At 47.7% G+C, this 19903-nt stretch carries 22 protein-coding genes; 10 read left to right on the top strand and 12 right to left on the bottom strand.

What is annotated here, in order from left to right:
* Window positions 1-29: 29 nt before the first annotated feature.
* Window positions 30-740: an ABC transporter ATP-binding protein gene (locus M979_RS02425; RefSeq protein WP_064553530.1), complete on the top strand. Its 711-nt coding sequence runs from the start codon at window positions 30-32 to the stop codon at window positions 738-740.
* 44 nt (window positions 741-784) lie between these two features.
* Here M979_RS02425 and M979_RS02420 read toward each other — a convergent pair whose 3' ends face one another.
* From M979_RS02420 to bioB, 6 genes are all read right to left on the bottom strand, one after another.
* Complete coding sequence (locus M979_RS02420; RefSeq protein ID WP_034456558.1) at window positions 785-1303, bottom strand: helix-turn-helix transcriptional regulator; 519 nt, start codon at window positions 1301-1303, stop codon at window positions 785-787.
* Window positions 1304-1320: 17 nt separating this feature from the next.
* On the bottom strand, window positions 1321-1584 hold the full coding sequence (locus tag M979_RS22340) for a hypothetical protein (RefSeq protein WP_072009414.1): 264 nt from the start codon (window positions 1582-1584) through the stop codon (window positions 1321-1323).
* A 172-nt stretch (window positions 1585-1756) separates the two neighbouring features.
* Window positions 1757-2440 carry a dethiobiotin synthase gene (gene bioD / locus M979_RS02415; protein ID WP_064553528.1) on the bottom strand — a complete coding sequence of 228 codons (684 nt, stop codon included), beginning with the start codon at window positions 2438-2440 and terminating at the stop codon, window positions 1757-1759.
* Window positions 2433-3191: a malonyl-ACP O-methyltransferase BioC gene (gene bioC, locus M979_RS02410; protein ID WP_064553526.1), complete on the bottom strand. Its 759-nt coding sequence runs from the start codon at window positions 3189-3191 to the stop codon at window positions 2433-2435. The genes bioD and bioC overlap by 8 nt, the downstream gene beginning before the upstream one ends.
* Complete coding sequence (gene bioF, locus M979_RS02405) at window positions 3175-4326, bottom strand: 8-amino-7-oxononanoate synthase (RefSeq protein WP_064553524.1); 1152 nt, start codon at window positions 4324-4326, stop codon at window positions 3175-3177. The genes bioC and bioF overlap by 17 nt, the downstream gene beginning before the upstream one ends.
* On the bottom strand, window positions 4323-5363 hold the full coding sequence (bioB, locus tag M979_RS02400) for a biotin synthase BioB (protein ID WP_064553522.1): 1041 nt from the start codon (window positions 5361-5363) through the stop codon (window positions 4323-4325). Before bioB ends, bioF begins: the two co-directional genes overlap by 4 nt.
* A gap of 89 nt (window positions 5364-5452) precedes the next feature.
* Between bioB and bioA the strand changes: the two genes are divergently transcribed.
* The 7 genes from bioA to M979_RS02375 all read left to right on the top strand — a co-directional run bounded on the left by bioA (window position 5453) and on the right by M979_RS02375 (window position 10744).
* On the top strand, window positions 5453-6742 hold the full coding sequence (gene bioA, locus M979_RS02395; protein ID WP_064553521.1) for an adenosylmethionine--8-amino-7-oxononanoate transaminase: 1290 nt from the start codon (window positions 5453-5455) through the stop codon (window positions 6740-6742).
* A 70-nt stretch (window positions 6743-6812) separates the two neighbouring features.
* Entirely contained in the window at window positions 6813-7493 is a 681-nt protein-coding gene (locus M979_RS02390) for a type 1 glutamine amidotransferase domain-containing protein (RefSeq protein WP_064553519.1), read from the top strand.
* Between the two features lie 15 nt (window positions 7494-7508).
* Complete coding sequence (locus M979_RS02385) at window positions 7509-7985, top strand: kinase inhibitor (protein ID WP_034456573.1); 477 nt, start codon at window positions 7509-7511, stop codon at window positions 7983-7985.
* 166 nt (window positions 7986-8151) lie between these two features.
* The gene (locus tag M979_RS23990) at window positions 8152-8493 is read left to right on the top strand and encodes a helix-turn-helix domain-containing protein (RefSeq protein WP_157093197.1); all 342 of its coding nucleotides are present in this window, start codon (window positions 8152-8154) and stop codon (window positions 8491-8493) included.
* 94 nt (window positions 8494-8587) lie between these two features.
* Window positions 8588-9079: a hypothetical protein gene (locus tag M979_RS02380; RefSeq protein WP_064553517.1), complete on the top strand. Its 492-nt coding sequence runs from the start codon at window positions 8588-8590 to the stop codon at window positions 9077-9079.
* A 142-nt stretch (window positions 9080-9221) separates the two neighbouring features.
* A complete protein-coding gene (locus M979_RS22335) occupies window positions 9222-9422 on the top strand; it encodes a hypothetical protein (RefSeq protein ID WP_074388623.1) in 201 nt (66 codons plus the stop codon).
* The gene (locus tag M979_RS02375) at window positions 9395-10744 is read left to right on the top strand and encodes a primase-helicase family protein (protein WP_064553515.1); all 1350 of its coding nucleotides are present in this window, start codon (window positions 9395-9397) and stop codon (window positions 10742-10744) included. Before M979_RS22335 ends, M979_RS02375 begins: the two co-directional genes overlap by 28 nt.
* A gap of 478 nt (window positions 10745-11222) precedes the next feature.
* Here M979_RS02375 and M979_RS02370 read toward each other — a convergent pair whose 3' ends face one another.
* From M979_RS02370 to M979_RS02355, 4 genes are all read right to left on the bottom strand, one after another.
* The gene (locus M979_RS02370) at window positions 11223-11846 is read right to left on the bottom strand and encodes a recombinase family protein (protein ID WP_064553513.1); all 624 of its coding nucleotides are present in this window, start codon (window positions 11844-11846) and stop codon (window positions 11223-11225) included.
* 309 nt (window positions 11847-12155) lie between these two features.
* Complete coding sequence (locus M979_RS02365) at window positions 12156-13907, bottom strand: hypothetical protein (RefSeq protein ID WP_064553511.1); 1752 nt, start codon at window positions 13905-13907, stop codon at window positions 12156-12158.
* A 386-nt stretch (window positions 13908-14293) separates the two neighbouring features.
* Window positions 14294-14926, bottom strand: a complete 633-nt coding sequence (locus M979_RS02360) for a hypothetical protein (protein WP_245164631.1) — start codon at window positions 14924-14926, stop codon at window positions 14294-14296.
* A gap of 12 nt (window positions 14927-14938) precedes the next feature.
* A complete protein-coding gene (locus M979_RS02355; RefSeq protein ID WP_064553509.1) occupies window positions 14939-15181 on the bottom strand; it encodes a hypothetical protein in 243 nt (80 codons plus the stop codon).
* Between the two features lie 162 nt (window positions 15182-15343).
* On the opposite strand from M979_RS02355, the gene M979_RS23710 reads away from it, so the two are divergent.
* Window positions 15344-15556, top strand: coding sequence for a hypothetical protein (locus M979_RS23710; RefSeq protein ID WP_074388622.1), 213 nt, complete (start codon window positions 15344-15346; stop codon window positions 15554-15556).
* Window positions 15557-15675: 119 nt separating this feature from the next.
* Here the strand turns inward: M979_RS23710 and M979_RS02350 are convergent, their stop codons facing one another.
* Both M979_RS02350 and M979_RS02345 read right to left on the bottom strand, forming a co-directional pair.
* Window positions 15676-16581 (bottom strand): DUF2971 domain-containing protein, encoded by a 906-nt coding sequence (locus tag M979_RS02350; RefSeq protein ID WP_064553506.1) that lies wholly within the window; start codon window positions 16579-16581, stop codon window positions 15676-15678.
* A gap of 66 nt (window positions 16582-16647) precedes the next feature.
* Window positions 16648-18423: a recombinase family protein gene (locus tag M979_RS02345; protein WP_064553504.1), complete on the bottom strand. Its 1776-nt coding sequence runs from the start codon at window positions 18421-18423 to the stop codon at window positions 16648-16650.
* A gap of 137 nt (window positions 18424-18560) precedes the next feature.
* Between M979_RS02345 and M979_RS02340 the strand changes: the two genes are divergently transcribed.
* Entirely contained in the window at window positions 18561-19859 is a 1299-nt protein-coding gene (locus M979_RS02340) for a putative acyl-CoA thioester hydrolase (RefSeq protein WP_034456575.1), read from the top strand.
* Window positions 19860-19903: the final 44 nt, after the last annotated feature.

Here is a 19903-nt window from a genome sequence, read left to right as displayed (position 1 = left end):
TCGTTAACCCTGCCAGAAGGAGTATGTCGATGTTGAGCCTCCGTGCTGTTAATCAGTTTTATGGTGAAAGCCACATACTGTGGAATCTGGATCTTGAGTTGGCGCCTGGAGAGTGCACCTGTGTTTTTGGCGCGCCGGGGATGGGAAAAACAACGCTGGTAAACTGCATTACGGGTTACTTACCCGTACAAAGTGGCACTATGACCTGGCTCGAGGCAGGTCACCCACCACAGGATCTTCTCACCCAACCTATAGAAGGCCGAGCCGCATTGGGAATGAGTTATGTCGCGCAGGACCGGCGAATATTCTCCCAACTAAGCGTTGAGGAAAACCTGCAAATTGCGCTACTGGCTGCCCGCGTGGGTTCCCGTAGCATTCCAGGCATGATTTATGAACTTTTCCCTGAACTCTACAGCTTAAGACACATGCGCGGTGGCGAGCTAACAAGCGATCTTCAGCAGCAACTGGCATTGGCAAGAGCCCTGGTGACAGAACCAAAACTATTGATTCTTGATGAGCCCACTTTTGGCAGCGGCCAACGTTTTATCAATGAGCTGGGCAATATTATCCACCGTCTGAGTCGTGATTTTGGCCTCACAATACTGCTGGTAGAACAGCGCTTGTCGTTCATTCGCCGTGTGGCGGACCGTTTCTGCTTGCTACACCGGGGCCGTAATGTAGCTCAGGGAAATGTCGCGCTTCTGGATGACAAGCTGGTATCCAGTTGGATAGATCTATGATTGTTCCTCAAACGGCGGCATGAACAGCCTCTCAGGTTCTGCCGTCACAACTTACCAAGTTGCTTTTGCATATTTCTATCGAGGTCGGCGAGCTCCCGTTGTAAGTTGCATTGCCGGGTTACAGCAGATAATTCCACCAGCGGCAAAGGTACTTTTGAAACACCAGCTTCACGCATCCAACGCAGCACCGGTTCCAAATGCCAGATAGCGGTTTTACCGTCGTGTACTGGTTGCGGAAAAGCCTCACGGCTTACCATCACTTTGCGAATATACTGCCGGGAAAAACCAAGCAGCTCAGCAATATCGGTTAGCCCAACCAGATCTGGCATCACTTCTACCAACGTGGTGCCTGGAATAATACGTTTTACATCCTGAATAGCTGAAACAACGGCGAGTTTCGCAGCCGATGCTTCGCGGATGAAATTCAGTGCAATTCGCCCTGTGACACCTACACCAACCAGCGCGTCATCGCAACCTTGCGCACCCAAAGCTTCGACCCATTGCTCTGGATTCTGGCCATTTTCTGGCAGGGTGAAAATCAACGTGAAGCTAAATTCTGACATATTCTGCTCCTTGAAAATTAATGCCTGATGGAAGGTGGCGAGCCTTGCTGGCTACAGTTATCGACGACACGACGTATCTGCCTTGCATGGTTATAAGCACTGCGCGGTGTGCTCCAGATGCAGCTAATGCAAAACTCACCGCAACGGCAGGCTTTGTCGTTCCACGGACAATACATTTTCCCCCAGCAATGTGCCCCACCCGGCCGCACTTGCCAGCCCTGACATTCGGCATAACTTAATGCTGCTTCAATGTCCTTATTGGGGTGTATGCGCCGCTTCATAAAACCTCCTGTCCATACTCGCAAATAAGTTGTCATATGACAACTGGAAATTGAGAAACAATTTACCTGCGAACTATTTTTCTTCAAGGAGAAGATCTGAGAATTAGCGATATCTGGAAGAACGCCCGCAAGAATTATCGGGCGTTGCAAAAATGAACTGTGGATTTACGAGTTACAGCGAAAGAAGGGAAATATCCAGGTGGCGGCCTGCCGAAGTTTGTTCGTCGATATGCGGATAGAACGGGATCTCACCTAACATAGGGGCTTTTAAAACATCACGTAACGTTGCGAGATACTCAGCATGGCGCTTCCCGGTAGGTTGAACATCATTGGCAATCCAGCCCGCCAGGCGCAAGCCTGCATTTTGCACGGCATGCGCCGTTAGCATGGCATGATTGATACAGCCAAGTTTTACCCCCACGACCAAAATCACTGGCAACTGCTCTTGTATTGCCCAATCAGCAAAAGTGGTCGTTGCTGAAAGAGGTGTAAACCAGCCGCCCGCCCCTTCAACCTGTACCCAGTCGGCCTGAGAAGCGAGCGCTTCAAGACCTGCTGACATCTGCGAAAATTCGATGGGTTGCAGTGCTTCCGCACTAACGATATGCGGTGATGTAGGCTCTAAAAATGCAAATGGGTTTACCTGGGCATAGCTTAATTTGACGTTACTGTTGCGCTGCAGAGCAAGCGCATCACTGTTACGAATACCCTGAGCGGTCATTTCACTGCCAGAGGCAACGGGCTTATATCCTGCAGTACGGTAACCCGCATCTCCTGCGGCCTGCAGCAAAGCACAACTGGCAACGGTTTTACCCACTTCCGTATCCGTTCCGGTTACAAACCATTTTTTAATCACGTTCAATCACTCCACAAACAAGTTGCCACGTCAGAGGGAATTGGCCCCGTTTCTGCGGCCAGGCAAGGCTTAATTTTTGCAATTGTTGGCGAGTCATCAACGATGCTTTACGCCCATCATGAAGGTGCGTTGCACCAATGCCTTTTAGCGATTGCATGGCACTCAATACGCTTTCGTAAGACTGGCTAATTTCATGAATTTTTAGAGAGCAGCACCACCCTTCACACGCGCCCTGAATCTGTTCAAACGTCATAAATCGGTTGGCATGAGATCGTTCATCAACCACCTGCCAGGCGGTATGCAGCTCGCATATTGAATCTGCCGCAAGCGTGGTAAATGCCACGCAACCGCCTGGGCGAGTGACACGGTAAAGCTCACTTAAGCCGCTGCGTAAATCGCTGCACCACTGCACCGCCAGGTTACTCCATGCGAGATCGACCTGCTGGTCTGCAAGGTTGATGGCTTCAATATCGCCTTCGAGATAGTTATCAGCTGACCCCTGAAGTGCAGCGTGGTTCAGCATCGCCGGGGAAAGATCCAGAGCCGTGACATGGCAGCCTTTTTCACGCCAGGCGCGGCTATACCAACCCGTACCGCATCCGGCATCTAACACGTCGCTGATATTACGGCCTTCAAGCATTCCCATCAGCAAGCCCCCGCTGGTGCGTTGCAATTCGGCGTGGCTGTCGTAGGTGTTTGCCGCACGGCCAAATGCAGCGGCAATAGCCGCTTTATCAACGAGTCGCGTCATACAGCGCCTCCAAAAGCTTGTCGATGTCTTCACGGGTGTGACTGGCAGTGAGCGTCACACGCAACCGCGCCGTACCCGCTGGCACCGTAGGTGGACGAATCGCTGTTAGCCAGAATCCGCGTTCGCGTAAGGTCGCAGCAAGGTTCAGTGCAGGCTGATTTCCCCCTACGATCAATGGCTGGATGGCAGTTTGTGAGGCCATTAATTGCAACGGTAGTTGTGCTGATCCTGCGCGGAAATGGGCAATATTGGCGTGTAATTGAGTACGCCGGGAATCTTCACTGCGGATAACATTCAACGCCGCCGACAGTGCACACGCCTGTGCAGGTGGCATTGCGGTGCTGTAGATAAGATGTCGGGCCGATTGCAGCAAATAATCAGCCATCGATTCGCTACACAATACAGCGGCACCACTCGCACCAAATGCCTTGCCGAACGTTACGACAAGCAAATCTGGTTTAACATGTTGCTGATAGCAACTGCCACGCCCCTCTTCACCAATCACGCCAATGCCATGGGCGTCGTCAACCATCAACAAGCCTTGTGCTTCGCGGGTAGCCTGCGCAATTTCAGCCAACGGTGCGGCATCACCGTCCATGCTGAAAATACCTTCGGTAATGACCAGTTGTTGACCGTCAGTTTGCGAGGCCAACAGCGTTTGCAACGATGCGATATCGTTGTGAGCAAAACGACGTAACTGCGCCGGGCTGTGCATTGCTGCTTCCAGAAGTGAAGCATGGCTAAGTTTATCAGCAACAATTCGGTCTGATTTTTCTGTCAGTGCAGCAATCAGTGCCTGGTTTGCCGCGAAACCTGAAATAAACAGTAATGCACGCGGATAACCCAGCCAGTCAGCTAACTGCTGTTCAAATCGCTGATGGGCTTCGTGATACCCGGTGACATGCCCGGAACCACCACTTCCAATTCCATAAATCTCAGCACCCTGTTGCCAGGCATTCACCACTTCAGCATGGTGGCTGATTCCCAGATAATCGTTACTGGAAAAATTCAGATAACGGGTATCGTTTTGGATAAGATAGCGCCCGCTACCTTGTTGGTTGGCCTGCCTGGTGCGAAAACTGTCGCTTGCCCGCCGCCAGGCAAGCGCACTATCAATGCGTTGCTGCCAGGTCATACAGCCGCCGCGTTGTAGTAATTCTCCGTATCCGCGTTGAGCAATTGATCGGTCAGTTGTTGTTGCTGCTCGTTGTCGCCTGCATGAGTGGTTGTTTGCTGTGGATTAAGCCCGAGTTTACGGAACAATTGCAGGTCTTTATCTTCTTCCGGGTTTGGCGTAGTCAGTAGTTTGCAGCCATAGAAAATCGAGTTTGCACCAGCCATAAAGCACATGGCCTGAGTTTGCTCGCTCATCTGTTCACGCCCGGCAGAAAGCCGCACGAAAGAGGTCGGCATCATGATACGAGCAACAGCAATAGTGCGAATAAAATCAAACGCATCGACGTCTTCGTTATCGGCCATCGGGGTGCCTTTCACTTTCACCAGCATGTTGATTGGCACGCTTTCTGGCGGCGTTGGTAAATTGGCTAATTGCAGCAGCAATCCGGCACGATCGGTCACCGTTTCCCCCAAACCAACAATCCCACCGGAGCAAACTTTAATCCCGGCATCACGTACTTTATCGAGCGTGTCGAGGCGTTCCTGATAGGTACGCGTGGTGATGATATTGCCGTAGAATTCTGGTGAGGTGTCGAGGTTATGGTTGTAGTAATCAAGCCCTGCCGCCGCCAGGCGTTGTGCCTGCGTATCGGTTAATGTGCCGAGCGTCATACAGGTTTCAAGCCCCATTTCGCGCACGCCCTGCACCATTTGTTCAAGGTACGGCATATCGCGATCGTTAGGGTTTTTCCACGCGGCCCCCATGCAGAAACGAGTAGAACCCGCATTTAACGCTTTGCGTGCCGAGTCCAACACTTGCTCAACTTCCATCAGACGTTCTGAAGCCAGCCCGGTTTTGTATCGCGCGCTTTGCGGGCAATATTTACAGTCTTCCGGGCATGCGCCGGTTTTGATCGACAGCAGCGTACTGACCTGAACGTGGCGGGGATCGAAGTGCTGACGATGCACCTTTTGTGCTTCAAACATCAGTTCGAGGAAAGGTTTTTCAAATAAAGCAGTGACCTGCGACATTGACCAGCGTGCGTGGTGAGCCATGGGGCATCTCCAAAAAGGGTGTTGTTAGCCATTGATTGACGTTATACTTGTAAACCTAAATCTTTTTCAAATGGTTTACAAGTCACCCTATGACCCCTGCTGATTTAGCGTTCGACCAGCAACATATCTGGCACCCTTACACCTCCATGACTGAACCACTACCGGTTTATCCGGTTGTGGCGGCAACAGGCTGCGAACTACAACTTGCTGATGGTAAAGCCCTTGTTGACGGGATGTCGTCCTGGTGGGCGGCAATTCATGGCTACAATCACCCACGCTTAAATCAGGCAATGAAAGACCAGATTGACCAGATGTCGCACGTCATGTTTGGTGGTATCACCCATCCACCAGCAGTGGCGCTATGTCGTAAACTGGTCGCCATGACGCCAGAAAATCTCGAATGCGTATTTCTTGCAGACTCAGGTTCTGTTGCCGTTGAAGTCGCAATGAAAATGGCATTGCAGTACTGGCACGCTAAAGGCGAACCTCGCCAGCGCTTCCTCACTTTCCGCCACGGTTATCACGGCGATACGTTTGGTGCGATGTCGGTGTGCGATCCGGATAATTCGATGCATAGCCTGTGGCAAGGTTACCTGCCTGAGCACCTGTTTGCTCCCGCGCCAAATTGCCGTTTTGACGATGAATGGGATGAGATGGACATCGTGCCATTCGCACGTTTAATGGCCGCTCATCGCCAGGAAATTGCAGCAGTTATCCTTGAGCCGATTGTTCAGGGGGCTGGCGGTATGCGGTTCTATCACCCGGAATGGCTAAAGCGCATTCGCCGCATGTGCGACCGCGAAGGGATTTTGCTGATTGCCGATGAGATTGCGACCGGCTTTGGCCGTACGGGTAAGCTGTTTGCCTGTGAACACGCGGGAATTTCACCAGATATTATGTGCCTTGGCAAAGCGCTGACGGGCGGCACTATGACTCTTTCCGCAACGCTCACCACCCGCCTGGTGGCAGAAACCATTAGCGACGGCGAGGCCGGATGCTTTATGCATGGGCCGACGTTTATGGGCAACCCACTAGCCTGTGCTGTTGCCACCGAAAGCCTTGCGTTGCTGGAGGAAGGCCACTGGCAGCAGCAAGTCAAAGCTCTTGAGGGGCAGTTGCAGGAAGGGCTGGAGCCTTTACGCGACTGTGAGCAAGTGGCGGATGTACGCGTGCTCGGCGCCATTGGCGTGGTAGAAACTCATCTACCGGTAGATATGGCAACCCTTCAGGCATTCTTTGTTGAACAAGGTGTCTGGATTCGTCCGTTTGGACGCCTGATTTACCTGATGCCGCCATACGTTATTAGCCCTGAACAACTGGGTAAATTGATTCAAGCTGTGGCGTGTGCGGTGCAAAATCCGACATTTTTCAGAAGCTGAGCATCAGCAAGCCTCTCCGGTATGCACTACACTTCGAGGATCTTTTCACGTCCCCAACAGGGAGATTCAGATGAAAATCCTCATGGTTTTAACCTCGCACAATCAGCTCGGCAACACCGGCAAACCCACAGGCTTTTGGCTTGAGGAGTTTGCCGCGCCGTATTATGTCTTTCACGATGCCGGGTTGAAAATCACTCTCGCTTCACCAAAAGGCGGGCAACCTCCGCTTGATCCCAAAAGTGATGAACCGGATGCACAAACCGATGACACGCGCCGTTTTCGCAGCGACAGCGCCGCACAAGAACTATTAGCCAACACCGAAAAACTTGAAAACATCCATGCCGATGATTATGACGCAGTGTTTTATCCTGGTGGTCACGGGCCATTATGGGATCTCGCGGAAGATCCACATTCCATTAAATTGATTGAGCAATTTTGGGCCGCAGGCAAACCCGTTGCGGCGGTGTGCCATGCCCCCGGAGTGTTGCGCAAAGTGACAAAACCTGACGGCTCACCATTGGTCAAAGGCAAACGGGTAACCGGATTTACCAATAGTGAAGAAGAGGGTGTAGGTTTAACCGCAATAGTGCCCTTCCTGGTAGAAGATGAGCTGAAAAAAGCAGGTGGCTTATTTGAGCGCACCGACGACTGGGGCGAGTACGCAGTAGTCGACGGGCATTTAGTTACCGGGCAAAATCCAGCTTCTTCGACAGTTGCTGCCGAAGAGTTACTAAAATTACTGAATATTTAAACGCAAGGAGCTGAGATGAAACTGGTCAGTCAGGATTTCAAAGATGGGGGTAAACTCCCATGGCGTCAGGTACTTAATGGTATGGGTTACGATGGCGATAATATTTCGCCGCATTTGGCGTGGGATGACGTTCCTACAGGAACCAAAAGCTTTGTCGTGACCAGTTACGATCCTGACGCACCGTCCGGTTCAGGTTGGTGGCATTGGGTCGTAATCAATCTACCAGCCGATACGCGCGTTCTGCCACAAGGTGCAGGTTCAGGCCTGGCTGAACTGCCAGAACCGGCCATGGAGACATTCACCGACTTTGGCAAACCGGGCTATGGTGGTGCAGCACCACCGAAAGGTGAAGTACACCGCTATATTTTCACGGTTCATGCGCTTGATGTTGAAAAACTAGATGTAGCGGAGAGTGCATCCGGCGCAATGGTGGGTTACAACGTCCATTTCCATTCATTAGGCAGCGCCTCTATTACCGCTATGTTCAATTAATCCCATCTTTCTGAAGCCGATTTGCACAATCGGCTTCCCGTTTCGTTTTTACATACGAGTAGCATTTATTGTAATTCTATAATGATAATAATTCTCATTTAAGTTGATTTTTATCACTACTCATGATAAAATAGCTATTATGATGAATAACTTATGAGAGGATCTTTTGTGTTTTAATTTTCCCCATCCAGATTTTTTGCCACCGCTAACTAAGGAACGTAAAAAGCTGGTCAATATCCTAAAATCCACGGGACTAACCCTAACAACTTCCCGGATTCACCTTTTGCACTACCTGACACAAACCACAATCCCACTCACCGCTTTTGACCTATCGAAATTGGTGGGTGCGCCCCTTTCGACCATTCACCGCAACTTATCGACCCTGGCCGACTTTCGGGTTGTGGATTACATCGTTGACCGTTCGGGCGTTTGCCGTTGGTTCCTAGTGAACACCGAACGCGCTAACTTTTGTCCGACCTGCAACCAAGCATTCAACGTCGTCTACTGACACTCAATAAAATAACCGTAAAACGGTACGACTGACGCACACAACCAGCGCCAGCACATTGCTACGCCTATTTATTACCGCTACGGAGAACGACATGGCAACGAAGAGAAATATGCAAAATCAAATTGCCCCAGAATTACAAATCTATCTCGACAAGATCGCAGCAAAGTACCAACCAAACGATGAGGTTTTAAAGCGCCACATGGATAATGCAGAAGCCCGCTATAACAAGTATCAGAACTTTGGAGACATTCCTGTGCGGCTGGTGGAAAAACTTCAGTCCCTAATCCTCGACGGCTGGCGCTATAGCACGACGAATCCCCAACCGGTAATGTCCAATACATCGATGCTATCGGTCACCCTTCAAAAACCGGATTCGTTGGTTGCTCAGGAACTCGAAACCCTTCGGGCTAATATATCTGAGAAGTACCACACCGAACTCTTTAACGCGATGGAGGCAGAGATTGACATACTTATATCCGAAGCGGCAGAGGATGCTAAACGCAAAGCAGATGAACAGGTTGCCACCGATCAATTAGCAATGAGAAAACAGCTTCGCAACCTGTTAACCGGGGCGATAGTATGAGTAACACGGCACGGGGATGTAAATGCCTTGACAGCACTATCGACCCGGAAGCTCTGGCAAGAGCTATAGCCGCAGCGCGAAGGCTCAGGGAGGCAGATCCAGAACGTTATAAATCAATCCCCGCCCGAGAGGAGAAAGGACCATGAAAATCTATGACATCACTATACCAAGTAGTGTTGCCGAGTGGCTGACGGACACACGGGGAAACATGCCGCTGCCTGTTTTTGTACGCCGCCTGCTCACCGAGATCGCCAGTACACCAACAGACCATACTGACCTTATCAATGCTATTTTTAACACCTCAGTGGAGGATACATGCAGAACCAGACAGCAAACGACCTGACCAAAGACCGCGCCGCAAACGATGTTGATGTTTACGATAGCGAGTTGGAAGAAACTAAGAAATTACATGCCCAAAATTTTGCTAATCACATGAAAAACAAGGGTTTTATTTACTTAAATTCTTCGCAGGGTCCAGAGCTTTACAGCATTGAGACTAAGAGAACATACCACTACCATGCGGAGTACAATTTATTTATTCAATGGTACAAAAAGCAGTCTGATGCAAACGTGAAGCCTAATCTGGCAATGGTTCATGAAACTCTTGCCCAGCGTCTAAAGTTTGTTTCCGGTAAGACCTTCGCGCCGGGTAAAGCGGTTCCGCTAATCTATGAAGCTGATGGTGTGCCAGTGCTCAATACATGGCAGCCATACGAACCAGAAGCTGAAGCCATGCCAGATGCGGATCTTTCGCTGTGGCTTGAGTATCTGGAGCGACTCTTCCCTGTAGTTCAGGAGCGCCATACCGTTTGCCAGTGGCTGGGGCATATGTTCCAGCACCCTGAAGAAAAGCCAAGCTGGCATCTGATGCTGACAAGCGACACCGGAACCGGGAAAGGTTTCCTGTTCAATCAGATTTTATACCCATTGCTGAACAAGCAGGCATCACTGCTTAATTCCTATGAAAAGCTGACCGGGAAGTTTAGCTCCGTGCTTTCGTCCAGCCTACTGGTCTTCCTGGATGACTGCCAGTCAATGTCGAAAACTTTGCAAACACAGCTTAAGTCGCTACTGACCGAACGACGACAGCAGATTGAAGAAAAATACGCCCAGGCGCAGATGATTGATACCTGTACCCGCTTTATTCTCGCCAGTAACGAGAAGCGCCCCCTAAAACTGGATGCTAACGAACGGCGTTGGTATGCAGTCAGCTACCTTGAGCACCAACAGGATCGCGAAGATACCACGCAATTTATTGACCGCCTGGATAAATGGTTGCAGGAGCAAGGGAATCTTGACGCGCTTTACTTCTGGTTTCAGCAATATGACCTGGCTGGCTTTAACCCGAACCGCTGCGAACATACAGCGACGTTAACAAGCATGATAGAGCAATCACGATCGATGCTGGATATTGAGTTGACCGACTGGCTGGAATCCAACAAGGTTTTCAAAATGGATATGCTGAAAAACGTATTCAATGAAAGCCCTGATAAGGTTAAGCGCAAGCTGGAAGAACTGGGCTACCGTCAGGCGAGAATCTATACCAACGGGCAGAACGTAGACCGTTCCCGCTACTGGTTCCCACGGAACTGGAAACCAAAACAGGCGGCGCAGTGGATAGAAAATTTACAGACTGGCTGCGATGTCAGATCGACACCATTTTAAAGAGGGCTTAACTGCCCCCTTTCTTTTTCTAAGGCAAAAAATCCCACCCTGAAGCATTAAAGCCCTAGTTAATCCCACGCACCATAAATTTTATTTCCATTATTATCAATATTTTAAATTATTAACCCCCTAAATCCCAATAATCCCATTAACCTTTTACATACAACGTTAGTTACTGTGACGCACGTTAGTAAGGCACGAAGGAAAGGTATAGCCGCATATGCAAATCCTGACGTGAAACGTCAATTTCTGCTGTTAGGCTAATTCGTTTAACAGGGTTATCTTCCATCAGCCAGCGTCACTCGCACATAAAAATTCGGGCTGGCATTCTCAATGACGAAGGTGCCAAGCGCTACCATTTGGTGATTGGCTACGGCGGCAGTCGCAGGATTTTCTCATATTTAACCCTCAAATAACGGGCAAAATAAAGCCCCGCACACATGCGAGGCTCATTGATAGAATATGGTAGTGGGCTTACTTACAGCATCTCAGCCAGTTCCTTTTTGATACGGTAGAACGTAGCGCGACTGATACCCGCAGCTTTCATAATAAGGGCTGGCTTAACCTTCTGTGCCAGCATTTCATGTACCGTCTCACGGGCTTGCATATCCTTTTCTTTCCCGGTGTACAAACCAGCCTCTTTTGCTTTCTCAATCCCCTGAGCCTGACGCTTGCGGCGTGTCTCGTAGTCTTGCCTCGCCATCGTAGCAAGGATGTCGATCAGCATATCGTTTACGGCGCGAAGAATCCCGCTGGTAAGGTCGCTTCCAGCCATTTCAACCATCTGCCAACTGGTCGGTAAATCCATTGAAATGATTACTAACCCTTTCTTCTTCAATGCAGCTTTGAGTTCAGCCCATTCTTTATGTTGCAGACGGCTAAGGCGATCGATTGCTTCAATCAATAGTAGGTCGCCGGGTTGTGCATCATCTAGCAGGCTCATAAGCTCCACGCGATCCAGCTTTGCACCACTGGCGTTCTCGATATACTCCCCGGCAATCTGCCAATTTTTGTCCGCTACGAACTCACGCAGACTTACCAAGGCGCGGTCTGCATGTTGACCTTCTGTTGATGCGCGACAATAAATACGGACATTTGCCATGTGAGTCTCATTTAAATATATAAACAATACTCAAATAATACATCATGCATTTTTATAGTCAATAGAGTGTCATGAAACCCTAGTGAGACTTTGTATCTCAGTCTATATCAGGTATACCCAAACGAGACGACAGGATATTCGTTACATACCACTTTATCCCGTGTACATGGATAACAACGAAGTTTCTGAGTGTCGGCTAAAAGTTAATAGCCGACTTTGCCAATAACTGTTTCTGCGGATAACTCGGAGAGGGGTTAAAGTTTGTCCGATAGGGGCTATGTTATTGCCGCGAGTCTACATATTATCGTTTTAGGCTTCTTTAAACAGTAACTTTCCAATCCACCAAATTGATTGACCAAAATTGGATATTAGCTGCTCACCTTGCCTCAAATATGAATTGTTGTCATCAATACCCGCCAGCTTTAATGCATCCCCGATTTTGGAACTAGTAGGATGAGCATCGCCTACTCGCATATCGTATGCCCCAGCAATGGAGCCAAATACCTTTCGAGCATTGTCGGCTCCAACTTTTTGAGCCAGCACGTCCTCAAGGAGTTTATTTGAACCCAGTTTATCTTTGTTCGGGTGTGTCGAAAGTTTACGAAGTTCGCGTACGTCCAACCGATCAGTAAAAATACGTACAAGCTCTTTAGCTAACCTCAAAAGAGACGCCTGATCCTTGCTTGCGAAGCGGGATATGTGCTTCATAGCCTCAGCGCGATTAATGTCATGAGTGAAAAGCGGAACGTCGAAAACCTCGCGAAAGCCACCCTCGAGCATATCTATTACTTCGAAAAAAAGCTCCTCCACAGCGTGGGTAGATGCTGGTTGAGTTTTCACCTGAGAGTCCAATAACTCGCTTGAAACTTTCCCATCGGGAACAACATTATGGGCAGCCCAAATGTGTTGCTCCCAAGCGGGAAGGCGAGCTACGTCATAAGCGTAAATGGTGATTAAATCAGAAGAGTTTATACCGAAGTGGATCGAATATCCGGAAGTAGAAATGATGCACCCAGTTTCTGCTGTATACCACTTAAGTGAAAACCCTCGGAGATCAAGAAGCTCGTTAACAATGCTGGATCGAAACCACAACCATCTTCCAATATCTTCATTATTTAATTCGGCAGATGCCAAACGTGTTCCGTCGGTTTCGACTATGAACTGAGGTAGGCTCTTTTCTGAATCACCTCTTACGCGCGTACTAATTCCTTGGTGTTCTATCCACTCGTCTCGCCAGAATTCTCCCTCTACTCGAACACCTTCATAGCCACCTTTGCGCCCTTGAGATTTTTCATAATCGGTGTTTTTGTCAGTTTCTGGCCCCATCACGGGTGCATCTTCATCTTCGTCTATGTCAGTTCTCCATGTACGGAACATAGCCCAACTACCACCAAAAACATCATTTATTTCGCGAATCAGTAGCTCGTATCGACCACCATCACGCTGTTCTTGATGGCTATCTAAATTTTCATATTGGCTAGTTTCAAGAGAGGCTACATTTTCCACTCTTTGACGGTAGTAAGACAGTCGTAACGATAGATTCCTAGCAGCTAAGTAATCGAGCAAGTATTCTCTCTTTATTTCGATAAGACGTTGCTCACCTTTTTCATCGAGAACTTCACGAGCGACAACTACAAAATTTTCTTCAGGTCTGACCCATTGTTCTCCCTCTTTTATGAGACGAAGTGCTGCAATAAGGTCAGGATTGAGTATCCATTGTCTGCCTCCGACTACTGGCTGAGGCATTTCCAAAACTAAGTGAACACCGATCGGGTCTTTGTCGTTATACTCATATTCATCAATAGCAGAATAGTATCCATCCGTGTAGGCGTAAGGGGCGATCGTTGTGCTAATCCCGATGTCACCCCAGCTTAATCTTTCGGCGACTTCACGATTCTCTGGTGGGAACGCAACTGACCCACATCCAAAGAACTCATTCATGTAACCTATATACTTAACGTTTCCTTGCTCATTATCTGACGATGCTCTCAAAGGAATCCAAGTTGATTTAGAAAAAGTACGGCGAGTCTCTTTCTGTTGAAGAATCCAATCTTTATCCATGCGCCAATAACCCCCCCTTGGCATAACTGATTAATCAAATTTGCTGCGCTCGGCTTAAGTAGTGCACGATGCCTGATATCCAAATGCCGTTGAGTACGATGTTCTCAACAACAAACTGCATCTGCATAGACGAGCAGTGCCATAAAAATGTTATATCCCCGATTTTTCCCACGAGCAAGTATTGGAACCTAAAGCAGCTCAACGTCGTGATCTCCCTGATATTTCCAGAAGATCATGTACAACTTTCTGGAATGATGCATATCTGCCTGACAGATCAGACATTGCACCGATGATATTTTTCACATTTGAGGTAAATAGGATGGGGATATGTTGGAATTTCTGCGCTGGGGGGAAATGAGGCGACAAAAAGCCGCCTCATGGGATGCTTAGCGGAAGTCTTTCAGTGCATACTTGTGCGTCACATTATCAGCGTCAGCATATAGTTCGGTGATAATTAGATCCGAACCCTTAACGGTGAAGGCTACGCTGTACCCAACATTACCTGTCCCACGCCAGCGGTTCGTGCTTTGGCCTGTTTCAGTCCATATAACGCTATCGTCAGACAATTTGCAGTCATATGAATACTTCTCGCCATCTAAACGACGCTTGTAGGTAAGCCGATATACTCCTTCTTGCTTCGTTGTTGCTGCTTTGATATCACCCAGCATAGGGCTAAACAACGAAGCAATTGTAGCCTTACATACCTGAGAAGCTGAAAACGGTTTTGTATCTGCTGGGGCCATATTTACAGGCACTGCTGCTTTAACTTTTGCAACATCAGGCGATACGAAAGGCTGGCTTGTCGGCGTACTACTGCTGGCAACATCATTTGAATGATATGAGCTGTCTGAGCTACTACTGCCGCCACTGCAACCTTTGATGACAGCAAAGACTACAATACCTATAAAAATAAAACCGCGCACTGGTGAATCATATGGCTTCTTGACTCCACAACCAGGACAAACCCTAGCTTTGGACGAAACTTGCTGACCACACTCCTTGCAAGACTTCATTGCCATGATTACTTTTCCTTAGTCGTCAACTTCCACACTGTAGCGCCCGCCCTTGTCTTTAATTGTGTACTGATATACGTCATCACAGAACACAGTGACCGAGCCACCAAAAGCCGCAGGGTAAACACCATTCACTTTGTCACATTGATAGCCTGCGTTACGAACCACAGCCTGACTTTCAGTTTTAAGTTGAGGTGATCCATCATCGGCATATGCATTGCCCGTACTCAGTGCCAGAGCTAACAAAAGTAACTTCTTCAAAACCTTCTCCTTAACACAGCCAACTCATCATTTTCGGTAAGATACTCTAACCGCTTTAATAAATAAAATCGATCTTATCGATCATTTTTATCGATCGATTGATGTGATAATATCCTAGATTATGTTTGTGCAAAGTACCTGAAAAATTGGGACAATAGAGGAATGAGAGGTTACTTACCGGTGTTATTTAGCGGGCTGATGTTGACGTTTAGCGCCGATGCAGGGTGGATCACGATGAGCAACCCAGAACAGTCAACTACCGAAAACGGGCAAACGCTATGCGTTTACAGCAATAGCATTTTCAGCTTCGTCTATAAAGCAAAGTCGAAGCGCTGCCCATATAGCAAGACATTCAACACAGAGAACTCTGAGTGAAAATCGTACTAGCCTGTATAGGAAAATTGATTTTTTTGCGGAGTCAATTGCGATACAACCTGCGGCACAATATAAACCGCAGCGCTGTAGATGTTCGGATGTATTGCGGCAAGTTGCTGCTAAAAGATCGGCTCCAAGAATATATCTCTACGAGCGTTAAGAGTCGCCTGCTGAACACTAACATTTGGGTAGTTTTTAGCAAGCTCAAGGATAGATGCTAATTTAGCCATATCAAATTGAGGCCCTAAAATAATTGATTTCAACTCAAGGGGATGAAATCGGAAGTCACTGTACAAACCAGCATCCTCGGTTCTTTTGTAAGATGAAACCCGCCATTCGTGCTCATATGCCCATGCAGTTGTTTTAATGTATGTGATTTTATCGTTTAAATATTTAACCCCACTGCCATCCTCTAAAAAAAGCAGTTCCGCCATACCCTCAGCACTGTAAGTGAGTGGTTTTTCATCCGTATAATCGATTGGTTTCGCTCTCAGCCAAGCACTTTCCAGCTCATCTTCACATGCAAACTCCAAAGCTATTCCAGTGTATTGAAGAGCATAATGATTCCACATTGGCAATATTAGAGGGCTTTCAGAAAGGCACAATATTCTTCTACCTTCCAACTGAACTCGCCATAACTCTTTAAGTTCATTAATAGCAACTGATGCGCCTGCACCAACAGGGGGGTTGGCAACGAAATTTGCAAAATCAGCAATTTGTTCGGGAGTAAGTCCTTGAGGGAATGCTCTCTGAAAGAGTTCGAGCAATCCTCTTAGTCGCAAATTGATCCCATTGAAATTATCTCTTGGATTCTTAAGCTCAGTAACTAATTTTTGAGCAAGAGCCCTACTAATGTGCTCTTCATTTATATCAGGAAGCAGTTCTCTTGGAACATCAAATGGATCATTAAATATAATAGGTGAACTCCACCGTAAACTTGTGTTAGCCAGTACAATCTTCGCTGTATCAAATGGCATATATTTAAAAAAAGATCTACGTTCATGAAGGCGATTGATTGATCTCATTGACAACCTCATATCGAGAAGCGCTTGTTTAACGACCAGCTTCGCAGGCCTGTTCCAAATTTATGCTCATCGTTGAGCAAAAAAATCTTTCCCATTTAAGGGTGGGATCTTTAACTGTTCCGCAATTGCATCAATTTTCCGTCTAAGGGACTTTTCCGCATCGAGAAGTTTAATAATCACTTTTGCATCTGCTTTTGTGCGTGCCTTCAATTCTAAAGGGGCGCCGTTTTCATCCAAAGCACCTTTAAAAACCCCGACATCTTTAGCGATACTGCCATTGACTTCATGCTTAATCCCGTTAGCGATAAAATACTCTCCATTTGGCAAGCAGAAAATCGCGATAATCGATTTATCCTCTCGCTTCGCAACTGCAATATGCTGAATCGTCCTCCGCACTATCTCCCGAACTTTCAACCTTATGGGATGAGTTATATCCGTTAATACTTCTGACCTAAGCAATTCAATTATATCTGTTATTCTACTTCCGACATCATCTTGCTCAGCCAGTAACAACTGGTTATTCCCATTATCAATATCCAAAAGAAGGCAGCTCTTTTGTTGCTCTAACTCTTGGATTTTTTCGACCAATGTTATGAGCGGGCCAGTACCCAAAGAGATTGCTTCGGTAAAATAAGCAAGATCTCTATCTATTTTTTGAAGCCTCAGTCTTCTTGCATCCTGATCGTGATTTAATGCTTCAGTGTCTACAACACGGCTGTTACCCATCTCATAATCAAAAGCTGCATACATAAGAGCATAAAAAGCAGCATGTTCTATGGGCGCACCTGCCACACTCCAAAAGGAACATCCGTCCTCAGCCTGGTTCCGAGCTTGCCCGCAACAATAACGAATCTTACCCTCCATGAGATAGAACGACATAGCACCTCCGCAGTTCGCACAGCGGAGCATATTCATACCTGAAAGTAATGCGATACGCTCTCGATCTTCAGATTGTGTAATTCGATTATTTCTAACTGAGTCTTGCAGCCTTGCAAATTCCGTCTCTGTACACACTGCTGGATAGTATTTCGCCAAAGTGTGCTTAACTCCACGTACAGTGATTACATATTCACCCGTTAGAGCCTTGCTGCGGCGCATGTACTCAAGTTTTCGAACCGACCATGTACGAGATATTTTCTTTGACCAACCAGAAGGGGCGGGATACTTTTCACGATCTCTGTTAAGCATCTTTGCAATACGATAGGAACCGTGCCCATCAAGAAACAATCGAATGACTTCTCTGGCGATATCAAAGTAAATTGGATGTGGTTTTGGTGATTCGTTTTGTAGGCCACTATCATCAATCCACCAAGGGCAATTCCCTGCACTTTTAATATTAACCGGAAGCCCCTGTTTATGACTTTCGAGAAGTTTGTTAACGTGACCAATCACGCGAGCCGATTTAGTACGACTTTCCTCGTTTGCTCGCATGAACATCATGATTGAAAACATCAAGTCAGCAGGATTTAGATTGACGCTTTCTCTTGTATATACCTTGTTGTCCATACCTGTAACAATCGTCAGACCGAGATTTAGTAATCTGAGAAAAAGCTCGTTTGCGTTTGTTACATCATCACGGGATAAGCGGTCTAAGTTTTCTACATATAACCATGAGTCTGCTGGAATACTCTTGCTCTCGACTTCCTTTATAAAATGCCCCAAAGCCGCAGTTGAGCGTATATTTTTTCCGCGAAATGCAGATACTCCACGATCAAAAATCTCTGTATACTCAAGCCCCTTTAGGATGGCAAACTCTTGAGCTTTTTTCGTTTGTCGTGCCTGCGAACTTCCTAAGCTTTGCTTTGCGGAACTCCAGCGAATGTACGAATACAGTTTGGTCATAATGCTTCCCTTACCTATGGTAGGAAAATAGTATAACTCATAAGTATTTTACGTTTCGGCTTCCCGTTTCGCTCAACTTAGTATAAAAAAGCAGGCTTTCAGATCCCCTTTTAAATTTGCACTGCAAGGAGCAACCCTTGAACACTTTCTCTGTTTCTCGTCGGGCAGCTGTGCTCGCTTTTGCTGTAGCGCTATCGGCTTGTAGTTCAACACCGCCAGAAGATAAACCGTCCACGCAAGTGGCACCAGGCACCCAATCTCGTCCAGTTTTATCGTCCGATGAAGCCCAGAACTTTGTTCAGGCACGTTACTTCTCATCCAAAAATAAAAACGAAGCCCCTTGGGCGCCGTCATCTATTCGTATTCCGCAGCAACCTGACTTTGTTGTTGGTGCTGCCGGTGGCGCAGGTGTGACCCATACGTCTGTCCAGGCTGCCGTTGATGCAGCCATCATGAAACATAGCAACACCCGCCAATACATCGCTATTGAGCCAGGTGAATATGTTGGCACCGTTTATATTCCGGCTGCTTCTGGCAGCGTAACGCTGTACGGCACCACTGATAATGCAAGTGATGTGAAAATCACTATGCCACTGGATTCTGAAATCGATGCGAATACCTGGCGTCGTGCCGTTAACCCAGGTGGTAAATATATGCCAGGTAAACCCGCCTGGTACATGTTTGATAGCTGCCAGAATAAGCGTACTGCCACTGTAGGTATTATGTGTTCTGCTGCTGTCTGGTCTCAGAACAGCGGCTTGCAGATGCAAAACCTGACTATCGCTAACACTTTAGGTGACAGCGTAGATGCTGGTAATCATCAGGCTGTAGCACTGCGTACTGATGGCGATAAAGTACAGCTGAACAATGTTCACCTGCTGGGCCGCCAGAACACCTTCTTCGTTACTAACAGCGATGTACAAAACCGCCTGTTAAATGACCGCCAGACACGTACGTTAGTGACTAACAGCTACATTGAAGGTGATGTGGATGTGGTTGCAGGTCGTGGTGCTGTGGTGTTCGAAAATACCGACTTCCGCCTGGTTAACAGCCGCACAAAAGAAGGCACCGTATTTGCGCCAGCTACACTGCCGAATATTTATTACGGTTTCCTGGCCATCAACAGCCGCTTCACTGCAGCTGGCGATAACGTCGCCCAACTGGGTCGCGCCTGGGATGTGGAAGCAAGTGAAAATGGTTATACCGCAGGCCAGACATCTAACGGCCAGGTTGTTATCCGTGACAGCGTGATTAACGAAGGTTTTAACAGTGCAAAACCCTGGGGTGATGCCGCTGGTTCTAAGCGTCCGTTTACCGGCAATATCGGTACTAAAGGCGAGAAAGGCGAAATCCAACGCGATTTGAATGATGCGAATGCTAACCGTCTATGGGAGTTCAACAACCGTGGCGTGGGTAGCACAGTGGTTGCTGAGTAAAATTAATCGTTTTGCCTGAAATAAAAAACCTCGCCATCGCGAGC

It is taken from the genome of Buttiauxella noackiae ATCC 51607, from assembly GCF_001654865.1.
Lineage (GTDB): Bacteria > Pseudomonadota > Gammaproteobacteria > Enterobacterales > Enterobacteriaceae > Buttiauxella > Buttiauxella noackiae.
Note: the sequence above shows the minus strand (reverse complement) of the source record. Positions and strands in the feature narration are given on the sequence as shown.